Source organism: Actinopolymorpha sp. NPDC004070, from assembly GCF_040610475.1.
Classification (GTDB): domain Bacteria; phylum Actinomycetota; class Actinomycetes; order Propionibacteriales; family Actinopolymorphaceae; genus Actinopolymorpha.
In genome coordinates, this window is sequence record NZ_JBEXMJ010000003.1 from 370,367 (window position 1) to 393,820 (window position 23,454).

The 23,454-nt window shown below is 68.6% G+C and carries 27 protein-coding genes; 12 read left to right on the forward strand and 15 right to left on the reverse strand.

Translation table 11 applies throughout. The features are described 5' to 3' along the window. Positions 1 to 77: 77 nt before the first annotated feature. The 3 genes from ABZV93_RS08155 (at position 78) to ABZV93_RS08165 (ending at position 1,892) form a co-directional block, all read left to right on the forward strand. A complete protein-coding gene (locus ABZV93_RS08155; protein ID WP_354932287.1) occupies positions 78 to 398 on the forward strand; it encodes a GYD domain-containing protein in 321 nt (106 codons plus the stop codon). A 530-nt stretch (positions 399 to 928) separates the two neighbouring features. Continuing rightward, a complete protein-coding gene (locus ABZV93_RS08160; protein ID WP_354932289.1) occupies positions 929 to 1,153 on the forward strand; it encodes a hypothetical protein in 225 nt (74 codons plus the stop codon). Beyond that, positions 1,146 to 1,892: an SDR family NAD(P)-dependent oxidoreductase gene (locus ABZV93_RS08165; RefSeq protein ID WP_354932291.1), complete on the forward strand. Its 747-nt coding sequence runs from the start codon at positions 1,146 to 1,148 to the stop codon at positions 1,890 to 1,892. Before ABZV93_RS08160 ends, ABZV93_RS08165 begins: the two co-directional genes overlap by 8 nt. Before the next feature lie 289 nt (positions 1,893 to 2,181). Here the strand turns inward: ABZV93_RS08165 and ABZV93_RS08170 are convergent, their stop codons facing one another. The 3 genes from ABZV93_RS08170 to ABZV93_RS08180 all read right to left on the reverse strand — a co-directional run bounded on the left by ABZV93_RS08170 (position 2,182) and on the right by ABZV93_RS08180 (position 4,169). Beyond that, positions 2,182 to 2,319 carry an AAA family ATPase gene (locus tag ABZV93_RS08170; protein ID WP_354932293.1) on the reverse strand — a complete coding sequence of 46 codons (138 nt, stop codon included), beginning with the start codon at positions 2,317 to 2,319 and terminating at the stop codon, positions 2,182 to 2,184. Positions 2,320 to 2,586: 267 nt separating this feature from the next. Then, a complete protein-coding gene (locus tag ABZV93_RS08175) occupies positions 2,587 to 3,762 on the reverse strand; it encodes a zinc-dependent alcohol dehydrogenase (RefSeq protein ID WP_354932295.1) in 1,176 nt (391 codons plus the stop codon). After that, a complete protein-coding gene (locus ABZV93_RS08180) occupies positions 3,759 to 4,169 on the reverse strand; it encodes a hypothetical protein (RefSeq protein WP_354932297.1) in 411 nt (136 codons plus the stop codon). Before ABZV93_RS08180 ends, ABZV93_RS08175 begins: the two co-directional genes overlap by 4 nt. A 1,158-nt stretch (positions 4,170 to 5,327) precedes the next feature. On the opposite strand from ABZV93_RS08180, the gene ABZV93_RS08185 reads away from it, so the two are divergent. The 8 genes from ABZV93_RS08185 to ABZV93_RS08220 all read left to right on the forward strand — a co-directional run bounded on the left by ABZV93_RS08185 (position 5,328) and on the right by ABZV93_RS08220 (position 11,605). Next, positions 5,328 to 5,789, forward strand: a complete 462-nt coding sequence (locus ABZV93_RS08185) for a DUF4855 domain-containing protein (protein ID WP_354932299.1) — start codon at positions 5,328 to 5,330, stop codon at positions 5,787 to 5,789. Next, positions 5,725 to 5,868 carry a DUF4855 domain-containing protein gene (locus tag ABZV93_RS08190; protein ID WP_354932301.1) on the forward strand — a complete coding sequence of 48 codons (144 nt, stop codon included), beginning with the start codon at positions 5,725 to 5,727 and terminating at the stop codon, positions 5,866 to 5,868. The genes ABZV93_RS08185 and ABZV93_RS08190 overlap by 65 nt, the downstream gene beginning before the upstream one ends. A 1,025-nt stretch (positions 5,869 to 6,893) precedes the next feature. Beyond that, on the forward strand, positions 6,894 to 7,196 hold the full coding sequence (locus ABZV93_RS08195; protein ID WP_354932303.1) for an urease subunit gamma: 303 nt from the start codon (positions 6,894 to 6,896) through the stop codon (positions 7,194 to 7,196). Between the two features lie 14 nt (positions 7,197 to 7,210). After that, entirely contained in the window at positions 7,211 to 7,573 is a 363-nt protein-coding gene (gene ureB, locus ABZV93_RS08200; protein WP_354932305.1) for an urease subunit beta, read from the forward strand. Next, a complete protein-coding gene (locus tag ABZV93_RS08205) occupies positions 7,566 to 9,269 on the forward strand; it encodes an urease subunit alpha (protein ID WP_354932306.1) in 1,704 nt (567 codons plus the stop codon). The genes ureB and ABZV93_RS08205 overlap by 8 nt, the downstream gene beginning before the upstream one ends. 2 nt (positions 9,270 to 9,271) lie before the next feature. Then, on the forward strand, positions 9,272 to 9,985 hold the full coding sequence (locus ABZV93_RS08210) for an urease accessory UreF family protein (RefSeq protein WP_354932308.1): 714 nt from the start codon (positions 9,272 to 9,274) through the stop codon (positions 9,983 to 9,985). Further along, complete coding sequence (ureG, locus tag ABZV93_RS08215) at positions 9,978 to 10,733, forward strand: urease accessory protein UreG (RefSeq protein WP_354932310.1); 756 nt, start codon at positions 9,978 to 9,980, stop codon at positions 10,731 to 10,733. Before ABZV93_RS08210 ends, ureG begins: the two co-directional genes overlap by 8 nt. Next, the gene (locus ABZV93_RS08220; protein ID WP_354932312.1) at positions 10,730 to 11,605 is read left to right on the forward strand and encodes an urease accessory protein UreD; all 876 of its coding nucleotides are present in this window, start codon (positions 10,730 to 10,732) and stop codon (positions 11,603 to 11,605) included. The genes ureG and ABZV93_RS08220 overlap by 4 nt, the downstream gene beginning before the upstream one ends. On the opposite strand, the gene ABZV93_RS08225 is transcribed toward ABZV93_RS08220, so the two are convergent. The 12 genes from ABZV93_RS08225 to ABZV93_RS08280 form a co-directional block, all read right to left on the reverse strand. Next, positions 11,488 to 12,516, reverse strand: a complete 1,029-nt coding sequence (locus tag ABZV93_RS08225; protein WP_354932314.1) for an aliphatic amidase — start codon at positions 12,514 to 12,516, stop codon at positions 11,488 to 11,490. The two genes, ABZV93_RS08220 and ABZV93_RS08225, sit on opposite strands and share 118 nt — an antisense overlap. 101 nt (positions 12,517 to 12,617) lie before the next feature. After that, the gene (locus ABZV93_RS08230) at positions 12,618 to 14,369 is read right to left on the reverse strand and encodes a hypothetical protein (RefSeq protein WP_354932316.1); all 1,752 of its coding nucleotides are present in this window, start codon (positions 14,367 to 14,369) and stop codon (positions 12,618 to 12,620) included. 384 nt (positions 14,370 to 14,753) lie between these two features. Continuing rightward, entirely contained in the window at positions 14,754 to 15,236 is a 483-nt protein-coding gene (locus tag ABZV93_RS08235) for a DUF6817 domain-containing protein (protein ID WP_354932318.1), read from the reverse strand. Then, positions 15,233 to 16,129 carry a cupin domain-containing protein gene (locus ABZV93_RS08240; RefSeq protein WP_354932320.1) on the reverse strand — a complete coding sequence of 299 codons (897 nt, stop codon included), beginning with the start codon at positions 16,127 to 16,129 and terminating at the stop codon, positions 15,233 to 15,235. Before ABZV93_RS08240 ends, ABZV93_RS08235 begins: the two co-directional genes overlap by 4 nt. 36 nt (positions 16,130 to 16,165) lie before the next feature. Continuing rightward, positions 16,166 to 16,921, reverse strand: coding sequence for an SDR family oxidoreductase (locus ABZV93_RS08245; RefSeq protein WP_354932322.1), 756 nt, complete (start codon positions 16,919 to 16,921; stop codon positions 16,166 to 16,168). A 54-nt stretch (positions 16,922 to 16,975) separates the two neighbouring features. After that, complete coding sequence (locus ABZV93_RS08250) at positions 16,976 to 18,319, reverse strand: YcaO-like family protein (RefSeq protein WP_354932324.1); 1,344 nt, start codon at positions 18,317 to 18,319, stop codon at positions 16,976 to 16,978. After that, positions 18,316 to 19,326, reverse strand: a complete 1,011-nt coding sequence (locus tag ABZV93_RS08255) for a TOMM precursor leader peptide-binding protein (RefSeq protein ID WP_354932326.1) — start codon at positions 19,324 to 19,326, stop codon at positions 18,316 to 18,318. Before ABZV93_RS08255 ends, ABZV93_RS08250 begins: the two co-directional genes overlap by 4 nt. Further along, positions 19,323 to 20,750: a radical SAM family heme chaperone HemW gene (hemW, locus tag ABZV93_RS08260; protein ID WP_354932328.1), complete on the reverse strand. Its 1,428-nt coding sequence runs from the start codon at positions 20,748 to 20,750 to the stop codon at positions 19,323 to 19,325. Before hemW ends, ABZV93_RS08255 begins: the two co-directional genes overlap by 4 nt. Further along, positions 20,747 to 21,595, reverse strand: a complete 849-nt coding sequence (locus ABZV93_RS08265; protein WP_354932330.1) for a SagB/ThcOx family dehydrogenase — start codon at positions 21,593 to 21,595, stop codon at positions 20,747 to 20,749. Before ABZV93_RS08265 ends, hemW begins: the two co-directional genes overlap by 4 nt. 7 nt (positions 21,596 to 21,602) lie before the next feature. Continuing rightward, positions 21,603 to 22,028, reverse strand: coding sequence for a hypothetical protein (locus tag ABZV93_RS08270; RefSeq protein ID WP_354932332.1), 426 nt, complete (start codon positions 22,026 to 22,028; stop codon positions 21,603 to 21,605). 275 nt (positions 22,029 to 22,303) lie between these two features. Next, complete coding sequence (locus tag ABZV93_RS08275; protein WP_354932334.1) at positions 22,304 to 23,038, reverse strand: BTAD domain-containing putative transcriptional regulator; 735 nt, start codon at positions 23,036 to 23,038, stop codon at positions 22,304 to 22,306. After that, positions 23,031 to 23,321 (reverse strand): FCD domain-containing protein, encoded by a 291-nt coding sequence (locus ABZV93_RS08280; RefSeq protein ID WP_354932336.1) that lies wholly within the window; start codon positions 23,319 to 23,321, stop codon positions 23,031 to 23,033. The genes ABZV93_RS08275 and ABZV93_RS08280 overlap by 8 nt, the downstream gene beginning before the upstream one ends. On the opposite strand from ABZV93_RS08280, the gene ABZV93_RS08285 reads away from it, so the two are divergent. Beyond that, complete coding sequence (locus ABZV93_RS08285; protein ID WP_354932593.1) at positions 23,278 to 23,448, forward strand: hypothetical protein; 171 nt, start codon at positions 23,278 to 23,280, stop codon at positions 23,446 to 23,448. The genes ABZV93_RS08280 and ABZV93_RS08285 overlap by 44 nt on opposite strands. Positions 23,449 to 23,454 lie beyond the last annotated feature (6 nt).

Genomic DNA, 23,454 nt, shown 5'->3' on the forward strand with positions numbered 1-23,454 from the left:
CGACCGCTCACAACGTGACTGGGGGCATGGTTTCGGCGGTAGTGAACGACGTAGGCTGCCAGCGTGGGAGGTATACCATGCCGAAATTCCTGGTGCAGGGTAGTTATACGGAGTCTGGTGCGAAAGGCTTGCTCGACAAGGGCGGCAGCGCGCGAAAGTTGGCTGTCGAGGATATTTCGAGACAACTGGGCTGCACCCTCGAGGCCATGTATTTCGCTTTCGGATCAGATGATGTTTACAGCATTATCGAGGCTCCGGACAACGCCTCGATCGCAGCCCTGAGTCTGGCAGTCGCGGCCAGTGGCACTGTCACGACCAAGACGGTCGTCCTGTTGACGCCTGAGGAGGTCGATGCGGCCGCGGGGAAGCCCGTCACATTCCGGCCGCCAGGTGTCTGATCCTTAAGTTTTGGCTGGCAGTCCAACGGATTAGACGGTAGGCAGATGACCGGGTGACAACAACCTGAGACACGTGCGCCGGCGGGACCGCGGAAGGCGCGGTCGCGAAGCTCGTACGGCGTGGTGGGTTCGACGGCCTGGGTGGCCTTCTCCGTACGTGCGCTCGAGTTGGGGATTCGCGCGACGCTGGTATTGCCGCCGGCGCTCGGCGACACCAGCATTGGCACCGCTTCCGTCCTCGCGGTGAGGCGGACAGCTTCACTGATGGCAACATCCAACTTGCCCAAGCAATCGTCGTTGCAAAGCCCCCGTTCTGCACCGCGGCGACGCCCATTCCCGGTTCCCGGCAGATCGAACGGATCCAGGAGAACCTCGCCGCCGTCGACGCTCGTCTCAGCTCAGGCGAGATCGACGAGATCGACCGGCGGACCGCGGCCCTGACCGTTAGTGGCGCCCGCGGCAGCGGCCACGAAAGCTACTGCTGATCCACCCGGTGTGCTCATCCGCCGTCACCAGGGAAGGAAACCAACGTGTCTGACGACAACCCGACAGCCACCCAACGTCTGGGCGGGGACTTCGCCCCGAAGCTGGCCGAGCTCACCGACGACATCTTGTTCGGCCACGTGTGGGAACGCGCCGAACTGTCGAAGCGGGACCGCCGTCTGGTCATGGTGGCCAGCCTGGTCACTTCCGGCAGCACCGATCAGCTCGTCGGACTCGCCACCTCCAAGCAGAAAGGAACCTCTCATGGTTGACGACCACGCCGCCGGCCCAGGCACCGGCCAGGTCGCCGTGATCACCGGTGCGTCTTCCGGGATCGGCGCCGCGACGGCTCGTGCCCTCGCCGCTCAGGGCTACCGGCTGGCGCTGCTGGCCCGTCGCGTCGACCGCCTCGAGCGGCTGGCGACCGAACTCGGCAGCGGAAGCCTGGCGATCGCCGCCGACGTCACCGACCGCGATGCCCTGCTAGCGGCAGCAGACCGTGTCCAGCGGGAACTGGGCGGGGCCGACATGCTGGTCAACAACGCGGGCGTGATGTTGCTCGGCCCCTTCGGGTCCGAGCAACACGAAGAGGCACGGCGGATGGTCGAGGTCAACCTGCTCGGCGCGATGACCGCCACCGAGGTGTTCCTGCCGCAGCTGCGCCAGGGCGGTGGAGACCTGGTGAACATCTCCTCCGTCGCCGGCCGGACCGCCCGCGCCGGCAACGCTGTCTACTCCGCCACCAAGTGGGGTATGAACGGCTGGTCGGAGGCACTGCGGCAAGAGCTGCAGCCGGACATCCGCGTCATCGTGATCGAGCCCGGCGCGGTCGCTACCGAACTCACCGATCACATCACCGATCCCTCCACCAAGCAGAACACCGAGCAGTTCTACGCCCAGCTGGCCATTACCGCCGAGGACGTCGCCGATGTGATCGCGTTCGCGGTCACCCGCCCCCGCCGGATGACACTCAACGAGATCCTGATCCGGCCGACCGCTCAACTCCTCTGACGAGCGACGCCCAAGCCGACCCGAAGGACCCGTCTGAGACGTCTGCTAGTGCTATCGGCTCTGTTGGGGACTGCAGGTCGCGTTCCTCAGCCCCGCCCTGACGCTGAACCTGGTCACCCTTCTACGGCGCCACCCACCGTTGAGTCGGCTGGGTGCTCGCGATCTGGAACGCCAGCGGCCCGGCGACTCCGCCGACGCGGGATGAACCGCTCGTCGGCCGCGCAGGTCGTGCTGATCACTACCGCCTTCGTGCTGCTGCAGGCCACCAACGCCACCGGCATGACGCTCCTCATGTCTGCCGGCTGACGGTGTGGCGTTCCTGGTACTCGCTCATGTCGATCCGGACCATGTTGTCCTCGGTGTCGAACAACGCGGCCGCGAGCGACCTGGCGAGCTCTTCGATGGCAAGCACTACCGGCTCGCGCATCCGGTCGACAGCCCGCGTCCGATCAACCGGCCGCCGATCCTGGTCGGCGGCACGGGTGAACGGAAGACCTTGCGGTTGTCGCGCAGTACGCCGAGGCGTGCAACGTCTTCGACATTCCCGACAGCCGCAGGACGGTCCGACCCAAGCTGTGCGTGCTGGCCGACCACTGCGCGAACGTCGGTCGCCCCTACGACGACATGGAGAAGACGATCGGCACCCGGCTCGCGCCGGCGCAGTAGTTTGCGGAACGCCGTGCGGGCTCTACGCTCAGGCTCCTGGCTGGAACACCGCCCGCACACACCCGTCCATCTTCTCCTTGAACATCTCGTATCCCCGCGGCGCCTCACTCAACGGCATGACGTGAGTGGCGAGGTGGGAAGGGTCGAGTTCGCCTTTGGACATCCGCTCCAACAGCATTGGGATGTAGCGGTGCCCATGCTGTTGGGCGGACCGTATCGTCAGGCCCTTGTTCATCACGGCACCGAGCGGAAACTTGTCCACCACGCCGGCGAACACGCCGAGGATGAAGATGCTCCCGCCCTTGCGGCAGGCGCGGATCGCCTCCCGGACCGCGATCGGCCGATCGGTCTGCAGCCGCAACTGCTGCTTGATCTGGTCGTACACGTACGCCGCGCCAGGGCTGTGCGCCTCGAGCCCGACCGCCTCGATACACACGTCGGGTCCACGACCACCGCTACGCTCGCGGAGTTCGGCCTCGACATCGGTCTCGGTGTAGTCGAGCGTGTCCGCACCGATGTGTGACTCGACCTGACGCAGGCGTTCTGGGAGCCGATCGATGACGATCACACGTTCCGCGCCCAGCAACATCGCCGCTCGCGCGGCCATCTGGCCCACTCCGCCGGCACCCCAGACCGCAACGACGTCCCCGGCCCGCACACCGCCGAGGTCCGCGCCCATCCACCCGGTGGGCACCGCGTCGGAGGCGAACAACGCCGTCCGGTCGTGCACTCCGTCCGGGACCGTGAAGGCGCCGCGGTCGGCAAAAGGCACCCGGACGTATTCGGCGTGACTCCCGGCGAAGCCGCCCATGGCATGGGAGTACCCGTAGCACCCGCCGATGCCGGCGCCCCACAGCGCCTCCCCGAACTCCGGCTTCGGGTTTCCGTTGTCACACAGCGACCACATGTCGTGCTTGCAGTACCAGCACTCTCCGCAGCTGATGAACGAGCAGACCACCACCCGGTCACCCACGCGGTGCTTGCTGACCGACGAGCCCACCTCGACGACCTCGCCCAGGAACTCGTGGCCGAGCACATCTCCTGATCGCATCGCCGGAATGTAGCCGCCTAACAGATGCAGGTCCGACCCGCACGTGGTCGTCAGGTTGACCTTGACGATAGCGTCGTGGCTATTGAGGATCGCCGGTTCGCTGACGTCCTCGACGGCCAGTTCGTTCACCCCGGTCCAACACAGTGCTTTCACAGTTGTCCCTTCCTGCCGACCCGTCGCGCTGCCGCCTCCAAGGTCGTCGTGGTCGGCAGCGGTGACCGCTTACCGGCTGGCTGCGGCTCGAGCACCAGCACCTCACCCACCTCGACGAGCTGCCGCGTCGCGCGCAGCGCCGAGCGCAACGGCTGGGCGTCGCCCTCCCCGTTCGGGCCGTCAGCGGTTCCGAACTGGGACGACTGGCGCCACCGGCCCGCGATCTCCGTTCCCCGGTCCGCGGGAGCCGGGCTGATCCGTACCTCGACCGCATCTCCGAACTCCGCCAACGGCCCGGGCAACCGACCTCCTGGAGCGACCTCCTCCGGCGACCGGTTGATCGTGATCACCTCCCAGCGGCTCACCCCCAGCTGGTGACCATTGTGGACGCCGCGGCGCCGCGCCATGGAATGGAACTTCCGCCCCACACCGTCACTCACCTCGGCCGCGACTGATGCGGCCCTGCCCATGAGATTTCCCACGGATCCCCCCATTTCCTGCACGTCCTCGACTTCCGCTGGTTCCTCGTTTTCTGGGTAGGTTCCGCGGTCTCTGCTTCCCGTACAGTCGTCCCGATACCCTCGCGCGAGCTCGCGTACGCCGCGCCCACCGCTCCTCCCAGAAGGTCCGCTCTCTCCACTATCGGACGCGCGGGCGCTGGTGCGCACGCGAACAGAGTTTCCGAGTCCGGGTCCCACTGCAGGTTGGGGTTGACGGCGGTGGGGGATCCGGTCGGTCACAAAGGCGCCGGCTCCCTCAACGTAGCTCTCCCGCCGTCGTCGCACCGTGCAGGTGGGGCCGAGCTCGCGTGCGGCCGGACGCCGTGATGAAGCGCTTCTCGACCCTGATCCCTGGTGCAGTGGCAGGCTTTCGGCACGTCATGATGCGCGGCATCAATGTGCGGAAGGCACTAGGAACCACGCGAGTCGAACTCTTGGCCTGAAGAAGTCGAGACCTCTGGATCTGGGGTCCGAGGATTCGTTATGCCACGACTCAAACCCGGGTTCTACTTTCAGGGGGCAACACACCCTCCATACGATCGACTGGGACGATCCCACGATGAGCGATGGTCCACCGACGCTCGACAGCGACGTACGCCGCGAACTGCCAGGAGTAGGTGATGCCGACGTGCAACGACTTACTCGCCTGTGGCGCCGGGCATGCGGGCCAAGTGGTACTCGCCCACTCTGGTGGAGTGGTGTATCGCCTTGGGTCTCTGACTAGTTAGCCGATCTGGATCCGGACAGACACTTCGGGCTACGGCCGTGAGGGCCTGTGGCGCTGAAGGTACAGCCAGCGACGTGGAGCAGGTCTGTCAATAATGCCTACCTAAGGTGATCCTGGCGGTTACGATTCCCCGTCGGGAGGACGCCTATGAAGGCGCTGACGGACCTACTGACAGCGGTCGCGGCTCGGGTCGGCGCGCTGGTTTGGCCAGCGCTGATCCTCTTTGTGAAACCAGGGCAAGCCGCTGGTTTGGTGGACCCATCATGCGCCGCGGCCGAACTCGCCGACGCACTACCCGGGAGCCCCGCACAACGTGCGCTGCAGGGCTCAGCAGCACTATGGGTCGACGACCGCCCGGACAACAACCGCTACGAAGGGCGCTCGAGGCCATCGGCATCAGGCTCGATGCCGCGACATCGACCGAGGAGGCTTTGGACCACCTGCACCAGAACCCAGTCGACGTGATCATCTCCGATATGGGCCGAGCCGACGACCCCCACGCCGGATACACACTGCTGGACAAGATGTGGTCCGACGTGGGCATCGACGCAGCAGCATTTCAGCCGAACTACTTCTTCGAGGACGTGAGCGCCGAGCGCATCGAGGACGCGTCCGCCGTCGCCAAGCGCTACGGGATGGGCGTCGAGGTCGAGTTCGACGAGCGGATGCTTACGGACGACGTGTTCCGCGACCGCTACATCACCTACCTGAACGGTGGAGTCGGGTTACGGTTACATGAAGAGCGCGTTCCTTGCTTACTACCAGGGCAACGATGCGGTTCTTCAGGCGGCGAACAGTAGAGACCCGCGCCAGAGGGTCCTTTACGACTGGCTTCACGAGTTCGTTCGCGGCACCTATCGGCCACAGTCGACCGGCTGATGCGAGGTCACTGTCGACCTGGGCAGCGGAGCGTCGCGTGGACGATCGCACCGTTCACCCGGCGCTTCGCCTGCCTTGCTGGACGCAGTTCATCGGACGGCCGGGCCATCTACCTCAAGGGCGGAGGTCTACTCGAAGGAGATCACGTCCTGTGAGGGTGAAGAGGTAGAAGGACGACCTTGCGGTGCGAGTCGACGACCAAACGGGCGCTATGCATCCGAAGCCCTTCCATACCGCGTGATTGCGCCGCAGGGCCCGTTGGGAGGATCGGCGCAGGCGACGTGCGGTCGACCACCGTCGTACCGTACCCGGACGCTCTGACCGGGCTTCTTCCCCTCCAACAGCCCGGCGTCACGGGCGCGGCGCCACTCACTCATCAGCGACGAGTACAAGCCGCCACGGCGCAGATACCCGTCGCCGTCGGCCACGGCTTGTTCGTACTCGGCGACCAGCCGCAGCTTCTCCGCCGGAGGAAACGACCGCCGCCGTAGCCGGTCTGATCGAGGTCCTTCCGTCGCCATGACCACCTCGTGCCTGACACGCATGTCTGTGCCGGGAATCGTCATCGAAGGAAGATCCATCCTCGCCCCGGGAGGGCTACTTGCTCTGAACCACTGGACTCACCCAACCCTGACACTCAGGGATGCGCGGCCGCGGCTATCGGCCTCGTGCCGGCTGTGGATTGTCCGGCAGGACGGATGTCCACTGCGCTCGCCATAGCAGGTGCGCCCCGTAGCCGCGCGTTCAGTCGAGCCTGTCGTTCGGACTTGGATGACAGCAAGATCATTTTTCCGTCCTCCCACGGATGCGCATGGGCTTACAACGAGATCAACCATGAGGGGGCTCCTTCGGCGGATGGCCGGCGCGCCAGGGAGGCCCTTCGCGACCTGGAGGCGCGCGTGCAGCCACGCGTTACTCGGGTGAAACACCGTCGGATCTTGCGAGAAACGCGGCGTATCTAGCGTCGGTCGCCTGCCGCCTCGAATCCCGGCAGGAGACTGACCCCAGCGAAAGCGTGGCCGCCGATGCACCTGACTCCGTCAGACCAGGAGAAGCTCCTGCTCGCGACCGCCGGCATGGTCGCCCGCGACCGGCTCGGCAGGGGCGTACGCCTCAACTACCCCGAGACGGTGGCGCTGCTGAGCACCTGGGTCATCGAGCGTGCCCGGGAAGGGCGCTCGGTTCCGGAGTTGATGGAGGAGGGCCGCCGCGTGCTGAGCCGTGACCAGGTCATGCCGGCGGTGGCGGAGATGCTGACGGACGTCCAGGTGGAGGCGACCTTCCCGGACGGGCGCAAGCTCGTCACGCTGCACCATCCGGTGATCTGAGCGGAGGTGGCGACATGTTCTCCCAGACCGCGGGATCGGGACCAGGAGCGGGAGCCGCACCAGGAGCGATCCGAACCCCGCCCGGCTACCACATCCTCAACGGCGATCGCCACGAAGACGAACGCGCCACGCTCGTCATCCTCAACACCGGCGACCGCCCGATCCAAATCGGATCCCACCTGCACCTCGCGGAGGCCAACGCCAGCTTGGAAATGGACCGCGCCGCCGCTCACGGCTTCCGGCTCGACATACCTGCCGGGACCTCCGCAAGGTTCGAGCCCGGCGCCACCAGGACGGTGCACGTGGTGGCGCTGAGGGGCACCCGGCGGGTTCCCGGCATCCAGGTCAAGGACGGCGGTGCCGACCTCGATGGCTGAGATCTCCCGCGCCGCCTACGCGGCAATGTACGGCCCGACGACCGGCGACCAGGTGCGCCTCGGCGACACCGACCTGTGGATCGAGGTCGAGGAGGACCGCACGTTCGGCGGGGACGAGATGGTCTTCGGCGGTGGCAAGTCGATCCGCGAGTCCATGGGCCAGTCGGCGCGCACCCGCCGGTCCGGCGTCGTCGACACCGTCATCACCAACGCGGTCGTGCTCGACCACTGGGGAGTGGTACGCGCCGACGTGGGCATCCGCGCGGGCCGCATCGTGGCGCTGGGCAAGTCCGGGAACCCCGACGTCATGGACGGTGTCCATCGCCAGTTGGTGATCGGCCCGTCCACGGACGTGATCGCGGGCGAGGGCCGGATCCTCACCGCCGGCGCGATCGACCTGCACGTGCACTTCCTGTCCCGTTCCCAACTGGAGGAGGCGCTGGCCACCGGCACGACCACGGTCGGCGGCGGCGGTACGGGACCATCGGAAGGCAGCAAGGCGACCACGGTCACGCCCGGCGCATGGCACCTGGAAACCATGCACCGCAGCCTGGACGACCTGCCAGTGAACGTTCTGCTGATGGGCAAGGGCAACACCGTCGGCGGCGAGGCGCTCAAGGAACAGGCGCTCGCCGGCGCGGCGGCCTACAAGGTCCACGAGGACTGGGGCGCAACCCCCGCCGCCATCGATGGCGCACTTCGAGCTGCCGAGGAGTACGGCCTCCAGGTCGCCCTGCACGCGGACAGCCTCAACGAGGCCGGCTACCTGCAGTCGACCCTTGCGGCGATCGGCGGCAGGTCCATCCACGCCTTCCACGCCGAGGGCGCCGGCGGAGGGCACGCGCCGGACATCATGAAGGTGGCCGGGGAGCCGAACGTCATCCCGGGGTCGACCAATCCCACGCTGCCGCACACGGTCAACACCGTCGCCGAGCACCTCGACATGCTCATGGTCTGCCACCACCTGAACCCGCGGGTGCCTGAGGACCTGGCCTTCGCTGAGTCCCGGATCCGGGCGACCACGATCGCCGCAGAGGACGTACTCCACGACCTGGGCGCCATGTCGGTCACCTCCTCCGACGCCCAGGCGATGGGCCGAATCGGCGAAGTGATCTGCCGCACGTGGCAGGTGGCGCACGTGATGAAGCACCGGCGCGGCGCGCTGGGCGGCGACCTTCCGGCGGACAACGAGCGCGCCCGCCGCTACGTGGCGAAGTACACGATCAACCCCGCCATCGCCCACGGCATCGACCACGAGGTCGGCTCGGTGGAGCCCGGCAAGTTGGCCGACCTGGTGCTGTGGGACCCCCGGTTCTTCGGGGTACGGCCGTCCGTGGTCATCAAGGGCGGTGCGCTCGTGTGGGGCGCACTGGGCGACCCCAACGCCTCCATCCCGACGCCGCAGCCGGTACTCATGCGTCCCGCGTTCGCCGACCGCGCCGGCGCGGACCTGTCGCTCAGCTTCGTGGCACCCGCGGCCATCGACGACGGGCTCGAAGGCAGGTTGGGGTTGCGCCGACGGCTGGCACCGGTGAAACCCACCCGGCACATCGGCAAGTCCGACATGGTCAACAACGACGTGCTGCCACACATCGAGATCGACTCCGAGACCTTCGACGTCACCGTGGACGGCGACCGGATCCAGCCCGCCCCTGCCGACCGGCTGCCGCTGAGTCAGCTCTACTCCCTCTTCTGACCATGACCACACCGAGGTCGTACGCAAGCCCGCCGGAGGTGGCCGCCGTCCGGCCAACGGCATCCGTCGACCTGCTGCTCATGCTGCTGGCGGACGGCAGGCTGCCCACCTCCGGCCACACCCAGTCCGGTGGTCTCGAGCCCGCGCTCGCGCACGGCCTGCACGCGAACGAGATCCCGGACTACTGCCGCAGCAGGCTCGCCACGGTGACACTCGTCGAGGCGGCCGTCGCGGTGGTGGCGCGGGCCCAGGTGCTCGCCGGCAACGGCGTGCACGCGACGGAGCTGGCGTGGGCCGCGCGGACACCGAGCGAGGCTCTGCGCCGCGCCTCCTGTGCGCTCGGCCGCGGATACCGGCGGCTGGCAGAGCAGGTGTGGCCGGCTGTCAACCCGCACCTGACAGGGCGGCGTGACGTCAGCCGTCCCTCGGTCCTGGGCGTGATCGCCGCCGTCACGAACCTCCCTGCCGACGCGCTGGCACGGCTGGTGGCGTACGACGACACCCAGACCGTCGTCGCCGCCGGGCTGAAGCTCGCGCCGTCCGACCCGGCCGTGGCAACGCTGTGGGTGTACGCCCTGCACGAGGAGATCGAGGAACTGGCGCTGCGAGTGGCCGCGATCACCGAACCCGACGACATCCCGGCCTGCTCCGCACCACTGATCGAGGCCTGGGCCGAACACCACACCCGTACGACAAGGAGGCTCTTCCATGCCTGACACCTCTTCCACCCAACGCGCGTTCCGGCTGGGCGTGTGCGGACCCGTCGGCACCGGCAAGAGCTCGATCATCGCCTTGTTGTGCAGGGAACTCGCCGGTGAGCTCGCGCTGGCCGTGGTCACCAACGACATCTACACCGACGAGGACGCCCGCTTCCTGCGCGCGGCGGGAGTGCTGGCGCCGGACCGGATCCGGGCGGTGGAGACCGGCGCGTGCCCCCACACGGCCATCCGCGACGACATCACCGCGAACGTGCTGGCGATCGAGGACCTGGAAGACGACTTCTCGCCACTGGACGCCGTACTCGTGGAGTCCGGAGGCGACAACCTCACCGCGACGTTCTCGCCCGCCCTGGTGGACGCGCAGATTTTCGTCCTCGACGTGGCCGGAGGCGGCGACGTTGCCCGAAAGGGAGGACCGGGCATCTCCGGCGCGGACCTGCTGGTGGTGAACAAGACCGACCTCGGTCGGCATGTGGGCGTCGACGTCGAGCAGATGGTGGCCGATGCCGCTGCCTCTCGCCACGGCCGGCCGGTGGTGGCGCTGTCCCGCCACGACCCCGACTCGGTGCGAGCCCTGTGCGAGTGGGTACGCCTGACCCTCGCGCGGTTTCGTACGGAACTTTTCGTGGCAAGCGATCCCGGCCCGATGGCGCCTCACAGCCATGGCTTCACCGTGCACACCCACACTCACGCTCACCCCCTCGGGTCCGTCGTCGACCCCGAGTACCGGTCTGGAGCGGCGTGAGCCCGACCCGGATCGTGCTGTCCGCCGACCGCAACGGCGGCTTGCCCCGGCTGGAGCTGTTCTCCCCGAGGTCGTCCGGTGGCGGTGGCGCCTTACGCGCGAGGCTCCTCGACGTCGGCACAGCCGGCGCGCAGGTCGCGCTCGTCCAGGACGGAGCCCTGCTGCTGCGCGGTGACGAGGTGGAGATCGAGGTCGTGGTGGGCCCGGGCATGCGGCTCGAACTCGTCGAACCCTCCGGCACCGTCGCCTACGCGATGCGTGGCGGCTCGGCGTCCTGGCGTGTCGACGTCGCGGTGGAGTCCGGCGGCACCCTGCTGTGGCAGGGACAGCCCTTCGTGGTCGCCGAAGGAGCCGACGTACGCCGCTCCACCAACGTGCGCCTCGCCGAGACCGCCACGCTGGTCCAGCGCGAGACCCTGGTGCTCGGACGGACCCGCGAGGCGCCCGGCGCCCTGGTCAACAGCTGCCGGGTCCGGCGGGGGTGCACACCGGTACTCGCCGAGGACCTCCGGCTCGGCCCCGGCGCTGCCACGGTGGGCGTACTCGGACCGCATCGCGTCGTCGACACGGTTCTCGCCCTCCTGCCGATAGATGCGGCCGGCGCGTCGGCCACTGCTGACGTGCCGACTCCTCCCGACGTGCAGGCGTACGACCTGGCGTACGGAGGAAGGATGTGGCGAGGCCTGGCCGGGGCGGCCCACACGGTGTCGCTGTCCGCGGTGTGGCAGGCCCTTCTCACCGCGGACAGCGGCGGCTACGGCCGCGTCGTCGGCAGGTCGCCGACCGGGCAGTCCGCGACGCCCACGGTGTCCCTCGTCAGCGCCTCCGCCTGCTTGCGGGCCAGCTCGGGATCGGTGACCCAGGTGCGGTAGAAGTCGAACGGACAGTCGGCCACACCGCCGTCACCGTCACCCGCCGCGTGCACGCCGGTGTAGCCGCGGTGGAGCAGCTTGAAGAGATGGTTCTGGGACTGGTCGTTGCGGCGGGCGTCACGGATGGCGGACACCGACAGCTGGGCGTACTGGATGCCGTAGTCCTCCTCGCCGCACTCGCCGAGCGTCCGGCCGTCGAAGCCGATGATGGCCGAGTGGCCGAAGTAGGAGTACACGCCGTCGAACCCGCTGGCGTTGGCCACCGCGACGTAGCAGTTGTTCGCCCACGCCATCGCCTTGGCCATCAGCACCTGCTGCTCCTTGGCGGGATACATGTATCCCTGCGGCCGGACGATGAGCTCGGCGCCCTTCATCGCGCAGTCCCGCCAGATCTCCGGGTAGTTCCCGTCGTCGCAGATGATGAGCGAGACACGCAAGCCCTTCGGTCCCTCGGTGACGTAGGTGGTGTCGCCGGGGTACCAGCCCTCGATCGGCGTCCAGGGCAGGATCTTGCGGTACTTCTGCCTGATCCGGCCCTGGTCGTCGATGAGGACCAGCGTGTTGTACGGCGGCTTCGCGGGGTGGTCCTCGTGCCGTTCGCCGGTGATCGAGAAGACTCCCCAGGTGCCGGCCGCCCGGCACGCGTCGCCGAAGATGTCGGTCTCGCGGCCGGGAACGACACTCGCGGTCGCGAACATCTCCGCCTCGTCGTACATGATCCCCTGGGTCGAGTACTCGGGGAAGACGACGAGATCCATGCCGGGCAGGCCCTTCTTCATGCCGACCACCATGTCGGCAATCCGGCCGGCGTTGTCGAGGACCTCGTCGGTGGTGTGCAGGCGGGGCATCTTGTAGTTGGCGACCCCGACACCAACGGTGTCGGGACTGGAGGCGATGTCGCCGTGACGCATGACTGTCCTCTCGGGTGAGAAGCTCCGGCCGGGCTGTCAGGCAGAGCTGGCAGGCAGAGCTGGCAGGCAGAGCTGGCAGGCAGAGCTGGCAGGCAGAGCTGTCAGGTCGGGCTGCCCACCTTGGGGGTTCCGAGCAGGACCGGGCCGGCCGAGGGGCTCTCGGACCGCTTGCACTCGTCGTGGCACTCCTTCTCCAGGCTGCAGCACAGGCTGCACACCAGCGAACTGTTGAAGGAGCAGTCCGCCACGTCCGGCCGCTCGTAGGCATGTCCGCAGGTACCGCAGGTGAGCGCCTCGGTGGAGTCGACCTCCCCGGCCGCCGGGCCGACGACGAGGTTGGTCCTGGCGAGGTAGTAGCGGCCCTTGGTGGCCCATGCCAGCAGTGGTGACAGGACCACTGCGGTGACCAGGGCGATCAGCGGGCTGAACGCGTACGTCCAGCCGTCGCCGAAGACCTTGAAGAACGCGAGTACGGAGATGATCGAGGCGACGACCATCGACCCGAAGCCCACCGGGTTGATCGCGTACAGGTAGGCGCGCTTGAACTCGATGTACTTCGGGCTCCAGCCCAGCGGCTTGTTGATCAGCAGGTCCGCACACACCGCGCCCACCCACGCGATACCGACGTTGGAGTAGAAGCCGAGGATCGTGTTGAGGAAGCTGAACATGTTCAGCTCCATCAGCAACAGCGCGATGGCGACGTTGAGCCCGACGTAGTAGACGCGGCCCGGGTGCCGGTGGGTGATGCGGGAGAAGAAGTTCGACCATGACAGCGATCCCGAGTACGCGTTGGTGGTGTTGATCTTGATCTGGCTCATGATGACGAACACGGTCGCGACCGCGACGGTGGCGCCGCCGAGCCAGGGCTTGATCGCCTCTGCGTACTGGTGGATCGGTTCGACGGCGTCCGCCGCACTCGAGCCCAGCTTCAGTGCCGCCACCGCGAGCAGCGCCCCGCCGAGCTGCTTGGCCGCCCCGAGGACGACCCAGCCCGGTCCCGCGACGGTCGTGGCGATGTTCCAGGCGCGCCGGTTCTGCGCCGTCTTCTTCGGCATGAAGCGCAGGTAGTCTGCCTGTTCGCCGATCTGTGCGATGAGGCTGAGCGCCACGCCCATGCCCAAACCGAAGGCGTGCCAGGAGAATCCGCCGTGCGCGCTGTCCAGGCCGGCGAAGGAACCCAGCTCCGCGAAGGCCGACGGATGGTTCACCGCCACGATGACGAACGGCAGCACCAGAAGGGCGAGCCACAACGGCTGTGTCCACACGTGCAGCTTGGCAAGGGCCTTCATCCCGAAGACCACGATCGGCACGATCAGCAGCGACGAGATCAGGTAGCCGACGGGAAGCGGAATTCCCAGGGCGTACTTGAAGCCCTGGGCCATGATCGAGCCTTCGAGGGCGAAGAAGATGAACGTGAAGCTCGCGTAGATCAGCGAGGTCAGCGTCGAGCCGAGGTAGCCGAAGCCGGTTCCCCGGGTCAGCAGGTCCATGTCCACGCCGTACTTCGCGCAGGCGCGTGCGATCGGCACGCCGGTGACGAAGATGATGGCCGCCGCGGCGAGGATCGCGGTGATGCCGGACGCGGCGCCGTTGGTGAGCACGATGGACGCGCCGATGGCGAAGTCGGCGAGGTAGGCGATACCGCCGATGGCGGTGGTGGCGACGACGAACGGCGACCACGTGCGGAACGACACCGGGGCGTAGCGCAACGAGTAGTCCTCGAGCGACTCGTTGGCAGCTGTCTTGCCGTAGATCCGCTGCCGGCCGACGTGCGCGCCTACCGGTACCAACGGTTCGGGCGAGAGTTCCTCGGCCGCTTCGGCAGCCTCGGCCGGGTCCGGGATGGAGGACATCGAAGTTCCTCTCGGATGTGCCGCCTCGAGCGTGCGGCGAACTGTCGTACGGACCTCCAACGGCGCGACCCTGCGCCCCTGTGGTGGCACCACCGTCGTGCAACATCCGCTCAGCCCGGTGTCAGCGTGATTAACTGTTCGTAACGTGGTCCGGGGTGTGCGGGAATCGCTGACGGCGAGCGGGCCTCCGGCTTCGGACTCCCGTCGGAGGTGGTGGCGACTCTTCAGGCTGAAGCAACCAGGCTGGAGGACGACCTTGCTCCGGATCCCCGCAGAGGTGGGCAGGGCAGGGGAAAGTACTGGCCGCTTACCGATTGGCTGGTCGGGCACATACCGGACTCGGTTTCCCTCACCTTCGACGAGGTGGAAGCATCCGGGTGAATCTCACGGCCGAGAAGGCGACGTCTGCCCGCCGGTAGAAGGTAGGTGCGGTTCCTGTTCCAGCTGGTTGGCCCGTACCAGCACGGTGAGGTCCTCCAGGTCCTGCGGGGAAGCCGGCAGCGCAGACCAGTCATCACGTGAGAGCAGGGGCGACAGCCCCGAGACGGCGTCTTCGAGGAACGGCCGGTCCATGTGGCAGAACAGGTCGGCAAGGTGTTCGGCCTCCGCGCCGACCGCTGCGATGACGCGGTCGCGGTCGGCCGAGGCGAGGGGCGCCTCACCGAACGAGCCCGTTCCGTAGACGGAGTGCACTAGCCCGGCGAGTTCCACCCGCGAAGGTGCGCCCCAAGAGGTGAGCAGATCGGCGGTGCCGACGAGGTGATCGAGCAGCGTACGCCCGGAGTGCGGTATCCGGTCCGCGCCCGCCTCGCGCAGAAGGGCCATCGCGGCCGTACGGGACGCCGCCCGGGGCGCGGACAGGCTCATCGTGCGCCCTCCTGCAGTGCCGCAGCGACCATGGCACGGAGCCGGTCGAGCTCGGCCCGGCGCTGCTCGTCGTCGCCACCTGGCGCGAGCGACAGCCCTCCTCGCCACAGTGGGTCACCGCACAGCAGCGGGTCGAGCAGGTGGGTGAGTTCACGCACCGGATCCGCGGGGGAGATCGAGACGTTCAGCGCGAGCGAGCGCTCGACGGCGCGGGCAGCGTGCCAGGTGCCGGCGGGCAGGCAGAGCAGGTCGCCGGGTTCGAGGACGGTGTGCTCCAGATCGGTGCGCCGGACCGGTTCGAGCTGCTCCCAGTCCTCCGCACCACACCACGGGTACATCCAAACCGGATCGCCGTCGGGTAGCACCTGGGCGTTGGAACGCGGCCAGGCGACCGCGGGCTCGGTGCCGTACCACCACTCCTTGCGGCCGGAGACCTGGAGGCTGATCGTCACCCGCGCGTCGATGTGCAGATCCGCCCCTGACCCCGGTGGTGACAAGAACGCGTTGACACGGACCGTACCGGGAATCCCCAGCCCACGTGCGAAGGTGACGGTGAGCTCGGCCAGGGTGTGGTCGCCCGCAGAGAGGTCGGTGACGCACACGGTACGCCCGGCGTCGATCTCGCCGTCGATCTCGCCAGGGGGGATTGGTCGTGTGGACCCCGCGGTGAGCGGCTCATCGGGATCGGGCGGGTCGAGTACCGCGGTACGAGGCCTGCCGGTCGCCAGCGCCGCGCGGAAACGGGCCTCGTCGATCAGATGGGCGTACCGATGTGGCGATCCCCGCACCAGAAGCGGTTTTCGTCCCCACCGCTCGGCGAACAGCTCCGGCGTTGCCGGCGCGAGGAGTTCGTCGATGGAGGTGCCCAGGGTCCTCGCAGGGGTGGCAGTCATCACGTCACCTTCGGTGCCTGGTATCAGGGCATGGATTCAGTGCATGGTCAGCCCACCGTCGACGGTGAGCACCTGACCACTGATGAAGTCCGAGTCGCGCGAGACCAGGAACGCGACGACCCCGCTGAGGTCCTCCGGTCGCTCGGCCCACTGCAGGCACTGGTGACCGACGATCGCCTCCAGGCGGCTCAGCCCGACGGCGTTCAACTCTTCCGGGCTGGCCGCGGTGGCGCCGGGGGCGAGGGCGTTGACGCTGATGCCGTCCGGGCCGAGCGCCCTGGCCAGCGAGCGGGTGAAGCCGACGACGCCCGCCTTCGCCGCCACGTAGTGGGTCATCTCGGGAAGGCCCATGAACACCAGGTTGGTGGCGACGTTGATGATCTTCCCGTACCCCGCCTCGCGCATCGCCGGCACCACGGCCTTGGCGCACAGGAACGGGCTGTCCAGGTTCACACTGATGACCCGGCGCCACAGCTCGAGAGTGATGTCGTCGAAGTTCGTGTGGGGGTAGAGCCCCACGTTGTTGACCAGCGCGTCGATGTGCCCGAACGCGTCGAGGGCCGTAGCGGCCATCCGCTGCGTGTCCTCCTCGCTGGTGGTGTCGACCCGGCAGGCGACGCATCGGCCTTCGCCGAGTTCGGCGTTGAGCTTGGCGGCGACGACCTCGGCCGCAGCACCGTCCAGGTCGGCCACGACGACGTTGGCGCCGCGGGCGGCGAGGGTCGCGGAGTACTCCCGGCCGAGGCCGTTCGCGCCTCCGGTGACGATGACGGTGCGGTCGGTCAGGTTCACGATGCGCTCCTCATGGTGTGGCTGGGGGAGATGGCGGTGGCAGGGGAAGGGTGCCTAGGGGAAGGGATGTGGGAGCGGGTTGAGGTCGTCGAGGGCTCGTCCCCTGACCCCGAGAGCCGCCGGCGCGCCGACGAGCCGGGACCCGCCCAGATGCCTGAACCGGTGGTCGTTGTCGAGCGGCTGCAACCCGGGAACGAGCGTGCGTACGACGGCGAGACGCGCGCAGCGGATGTCGTCGGTAGTGATGTCGCGAGACCATGCGGTGAAGCCCGCGTCGGCGAGCAGGTCATGCAGGGACCTCGTACGGTACGGCGCGAACCGCCGGATGACGTCGTTCAGGGTGAGCACCTCCTCCCCGGCGATGAGCCCGTCCAGCGCCCGGCGCAACTCGGGATCACGGGCATGGGCGAGCATGTGCGCCCGAAGGGTGCGTGCCTGCACGGGCTTGGTCTCCTCGGTGAGCTCGCTCGCCCGGCCGAGCAGGATACGGGTCAGCAGCGCCTCCTCGACCGCGAGGAGGAGTGCGCGCACCGGATCGGGATGCGCCGAGACGCCCATCGACGTCATCGGGGCGCCCTCGTCGTCGATCAGGGCGGCGGTGACGATCGGGACGGGTACGTCGACGGTGATGAGGTTGAGGTGCCAGCGCGCGGTGCCTGTGTCCCCGGTGCCCTCCGCCGCTTCCAGCGAGGCGTCGAGGAGGGGATCGACCCCTCGGCAGCTGTCGACGTCGATGCCGGGCGCGGCCAGGACATGGTGCCAGCGGATCATCAGCGCGTCGCGTTCGAGGATCTCCAGGATTCCCTTCTCGGCCGCGTACGCGAAGGTCGGACCCGCAGCCAGACCGGTCGAGATCGGCATGTGGGTAAAGGGTTCCTCGTCCCTGTCGAACAGATAGGGAACGTACACACACCCGGCAGGTGCCCACGCCGTGCGGCCGGTGTTGTCGCGTACGTCAACCCAGCGTTGCGGCCGGCCGTCGGGGCGGTCGAACGGGAAGCCGGGCTCGTCGTACTGCGCGGCGGCGAACGGATACATCGTTCCGACCGGAAGCACCGTCGCGCCCCCGCCGGCCAGCTCGGCCGCGGTCACCAGCGGCATCGCGTCGCGGTCGAAGAAGGCCGAGCAGTAGCGCTCGACGGACTCCCCGCACGCACGGACCACCGCGCGTTCGGCGGACATCGAGGCCGCCGCGCCCTGGTTGGCTGCCTCGACGCCCGCCAGCGGAAGGGTGCTGGAGGGTAGGGCGTGGGCGACAAAGGCCTCCGGGGCGCCGGGCGCCGGCCGGACCAGCGTCACCTGACTGATGATCCCGAACACGTCGTCGACCAGTCCGTCGAACGCGCCCAGCGCCGGCGTCAGCTCCCTCCTGAGCGCCGCCGTGCCGGTACCGCTCATTCGTCATCTCCTGCGAGGACGCGGGAACGGAACGCGGCGTCCCAGCCGAAGCGGCGAGGGCGGGCCGGATGGCATGCCGGACAGGTGGGCACCCGCCGGACCGACCGCAGCCGCGTCTGCGCCTCTCCCTGCACGAGCTCGACGACCGCACCCACGGTCTGGGACGGAAGCGAGAGGGCGACCGTGGAGGCTTCGAGGGAGAACAGAGACGCCGCCACGCGCAGGAACGCCGGGTGCACCGGGGCGGGCGGTGGTACCCCGTCACTGCTGCGCCGCAACGCCTCGAGCACCCTGGCCTCGGCGGCGCCTGCGTGCGCCAGCATCCGCAGCACGGCGCACTCCAGGCAGGCGGTCGCACCGGGGAGCACGAGCGGCCCGATCCGCGCGACCAGTCCCGACACGTGGCCGAACAACATCGGCAGGCCGGCTTCCAGGCCCGTCTCGTTGACGATCCGGCCGAGTGAGGTGCCGTACGCGAGTCCGAAACAGGCGAGCAGTCCGACACCGTCGTCGATCGCGCCCTTCAGCTCCGCCGAGGGGTTCGGGCCCTCGGTGGCCACGGGCACGGTCACGATCCCGCAGTCCGCGAGCGCCTGGAGAAGCACCGCCCGCGCCGGTTGGGGGGCGACGACCGCGACCGGGGTGGTGGCGAGCCGAGCCTGGGTCTCGACGGGGTCGCGCCCCTGGGACGCCCAGAACTCCAGCAGCGGCTCGTCGGCAGAGGCCGCGGCGCCCGGCACCAGGCAGCCGCTTCCGTCGAGCAGGTCCCACACGTAGTCGCAGAGTTCCTCACTCGCGCCGGTGTCGGCACTGACCGCTCGCCGGGCGTCGGCTCGGCTGATGGGCCGCCGGAGTACGCCGGCGTACGCGTGCACGACCCGCGTCACCTCCGCGTTGAGGAACGTCACGTTGTGGTTGGGGAGCATCACGTGGGTCTCGTCGGGCCCGCTGTCGAGCAGAACGGCCCCCGGCACCAGGCTCACCAGAGCCGCGTCGGTGGTGGTCACGATCCCACCTGCTCGGCCCCCAGGGCGGGATCGGGCAGAGTGCGATCGGGCATGGTGGGATCGGGCAGGTCGAGACCGGCGCGCCGCGCCCAGCTGTCGATCCGGTCGGGGGTGAGGGTGGGGACGAACTGCACGTACTGCCCCCGTCCGCGGTTGTCTCCCACGTAGAACTCCTTGCACACGTTGTTGACGTAGTGGCGACCGGTCGTGGTGAGCTGGTAGTGCTCCGCGCCTTCCGCGTCACGTTCACGCAGGACCATCCCGTCGTCCTCGAGCCTGGCGAGCACCGGGCCGAAGACGTCCTCGGGTGTCAACCCGAACTTGTCGACGAACGGCTGACGCGGGACCCGGAAGAACTTCAGGCCGAGCACGAAGTAGCGCGACATCTCTTCCAGCGCGGTGGCGCGGCGGCTGAAGGCGATCGGGTCACGGCCCTCGTCGATCGCCTCGAGGTAGCTCGGGATCAGTGCGTGGTTGGTGTAGATGTGGCCACCGGCCCAGGAGTACGCGCCGTTGCCGAAGCCCACGTAGTCAGACTGCGGCGCCATGAACGCGATCTCGTTGTGCAGGCTCTCCGCCCCCGGGCGGGCGAAGTTGAAGACGCCGTACTCGCGCATGCCACCCTCGCGGAGCACCTCGCTGACCAGGTCGTCCATCCGGTTCAGCTCGGACTGGTCGAGTCGCGGGGGCAGGTCGCCCGCGGCCTCACGCAGTTTGAGGACGGTGAACGGGATGATCTCCAGCCGGAAGCACGACAGGTGGGTCGCGCCGCTGTCGAGTGCCCGGGCGAGGTCGTCCCGCAGCGAGCGTTCGGTCTGGCCCGGTACGCCGTAAATCAGGTCCAGCGACACGTTGGTGTACCCGGACCGGCGGCTGATCTCCAGGCTGCGCTCCACGTCCGCCCGCCGGTGCGGGCGCCCGATCGTGCGCAGTGTCTGCTCGTCGAAGGACTGGATGCCGATGCTGAGCCGGTTGACGCCGCCTTCCAGGTACGCCTCGGCGTGCTCCTCGTCGAAGCTGATCGGGTTGACCTCGACCGTGAGCTCGCCGCCGCGGCGTACGTCGGCCACCTCGGCCAGGTGGTCGCGGATCCGCAGCAGGTCGGCGGCCGGCAGGACCGACGGCGTCCCGCCTCCGAAGTGGCCGCACGTGAACTCGTACCCGGCGAGGCGGCCGGCCTCGGCGTAGCGGTCGATCTCGCGGTGCAGCCCGTCCAGGTAGGAGATGCGGTCGGCGTTCCGGTCGCGTTCGACCGCGAAGCCGCAGTAGTCGCAGATCGCCGTACAGAAAGGGATGTGGACGTAGAACGCCGCCCGCCGCCTGCGCCACACCTGCGTACCGTCGTCGGGCTCGAGTGCCGGGGGATACCACGCGATGAACTCGTTGTCCTTGCTCTCGTACCGCCGGGAGGTCGGTGTCGTCATCGGGTTTCCTCCCCGGGAGCGGGCCCTCCGAGGGCGACCGAGTGCACGACGGCCTCGTGGAGTCCGTCGAGCCCGAGTGCCGCGGCGAGGGCGTCGTCGTCGAAGCCGCCGACCGGTACGGAGGGCAGCCGCTGCTGGGTCGCGACCAGCAGGAGGTTCTGGGCCGCGTGGCCGGCGTCGAGCAGCGCGAAGCGGTAGCCGCGTTCGCCGTACTTCGCAACGGTCCGCTCGAACACCGCGGCGAGCACGATCACGGCCGCCGCCTCGACCATGAACTCCTGCCAGAACCAGCCGGCACGAAGGACCTCGTCGACGTCGGCGCACCGCTCACCACGCAGCGGTTCGAGCCGGCCGGCGATCGTGTTGACGTTGTAGCAGCCGGGCGGCACACCGTCGACCGACCGTGCGATCAGGTAGAAGTCGAGCGGATAAAGGCCACCGGCGGACGGCCACGACCGGCGCACCGTCGGCGCGCCGGTCTGCTCGTCGATCAGCACCTGGGTCGGCCCCAGTCCGTCGGCCAGTACGACGGACAGGCCCTCCAGTGACAGCGGGCTGGAGAGGTCGGTCGCCGACCGGCGGCGGGCCAGAACGTCGTGGAGGGTGTCCTCACCCGCCCCGTCGAGGCGGAAGGGCACCCCGTCGGGTCCGGGAACCTGTCGGAACGCGCGGGAGACCAGAAAGGCCTCCTGCGGGCTCGTCGTGTACGCGGTGGACTGGGCCCGAGCCACCGCCGCCGGCAGTTTCGACGCCTCGTGGAAGTCCGGCCACGCCAGGGCGCCGGACCCGGTGGCGTCTTCGGGTGCCAGACCGGGACCGACCCCTGTGGACCAGGCGATCTTCATGCGATGGTCAGCCCGTCACCGTCACCGCTGTGTCCCCGCAGCAACAGCAGCAGCAGGAGCAGCAGCTGACGTCGACACTGTCCAGGCTCGCGGGCCCGGAGTTGATGATCGTGTCGGCGCGGAGGCGGTCGACCACCTTGGTGTCGGCACCGGACAGGATCGCGACCTGGCGCAGCGCCTGCAGTTCCTTCAGCGACAGCTTGTAGTCCATCGTGATCAGCGACGGGTCCGTGGCCGCCTGCTCCCGGTAGTCCTTGTCCGTCGACAGGCGGGTCAGAACCGCCTGGAAGTTCCGGCGGCTCGGCGTCGGCCGGATCGGCCGGTTGATGACCTCCAGCTCGCGGTCCAGCGTCTTCTTCAGCTCTCCCTCGACGCGGGCCCGTTCGGTTCCGCCCAGCTTGTCGAGAGCACTGATGTCGAAGTCGTCGGGCATCTCCTGACTCCTGTTCTGCTCGTTCACCCCGGACAGCCGTTCAGATGCGGGCCGGCTCGAGAGGGGCCGGCCCCAGCTGTGGGAGACAGTCAACTTGTCGGGCGTGACCGCGCTCGCGCCCGCGAGACGCCGAGTAGCGATGGTCTGCGTGACGTGAGCGTGATGGCCGCGTGAGTGCGAGCCCGGGCCGGGCCGTCGCGGGCAGGGTTCACCACGGTCCGGTGAGGGCAGGAGGGGGCCGCTCCGTGCTGTCTCGGTGCCGGCCCCAGGAAGACTCAGTGTTGACCGGCGGAGGTCGCCGCCGCGAGCAGCTTCCTGAGCGACTGGGTGGGAGCCACCCCGAGCTCCTGGTCGAGTAGCCGGCGGAACCGGTCGTACTCGTGCAGAGCCGCGGCGAGGTTTCCTTCGGCCAGGTGCACTCGGATGAGGGCGTGCCTGGCCGACTCGCGCAACGGGTCGGTGGCCACAGCGCAGGTCGCCGCGAGCGCCGCGTCGGCGTACTGACCCCTGTCGATGAACCGTCCGGTCACCGACTCCAGTGCGTGCATCAGGAGTTGATGGAGGCTCTCCCGATCAGTCGTGATCCAGTCGTCGGCGTCAAACTCCGGGAGCAGCCGGGGACATCGGCTGAACGGGGGAGGGACCGGGTCGTCCGCTGGATCCATCGCTCGCCGGCACCAGCCGACAAGGTCGGCCAGGTCCACCTTCACCCCCGCGGCGAGTCCGACGTGGTTGGGGCCGGTGTCGAGCAGTTCCGGGCACGGACGCCGGATCGCCAGGAGCGTCGAGCGCAGGCTCGTCGCGGCCTGCCGCTCGGTGACGTCCGGCCACAGATGGCCCGCGACGATTCCGCGGCCGATCGTTCCGCCTCGTACCGCCAGGCAGGCGACCAGCCGAGCCGCTCGCGTGGGCAACTCCACGCGACCCCCGTGCCGAGACACGACGAAGCCATCCAGGACGCGAACCAGCACCGCCTCGGGTGCGGCGCGCCGTTCCACCACGTCATCCACCGGTGGCCCCCTTCACCGCGAATGCCAGCACCCCGCGGCCGCTCGCGAGAAGCCCGGGGTGATGATCATGCCCGGCGGTACCGTCCGGTGTAGTACGAACTGTCCAAGAGGCGAGATCCGGCCAACCTGCGGCGATGGATCCGTCAGGAGTCGTCGTACGCGGTAAGTAGGCGGGTCCGCGACGCCTCGAGGTGTGTGCACGCATCGCCTTCTCCGCGGCGTCGGGATCGTGCTCGCGGATGGCCGCCGTGATCGCCTGGTGCTCCTTCGGGCACACACGCATGCGTACCGGCTGCTCCAGCAATGGAATCTGGCTCGAGTTCTCCTGGGCGCTCGACATCAAGTACGCCGGCTACTGGAAGAAGTACGCCAACGGCTGGCGGACCGACTGGGACGTGGAGTGCTACTAAGACGGT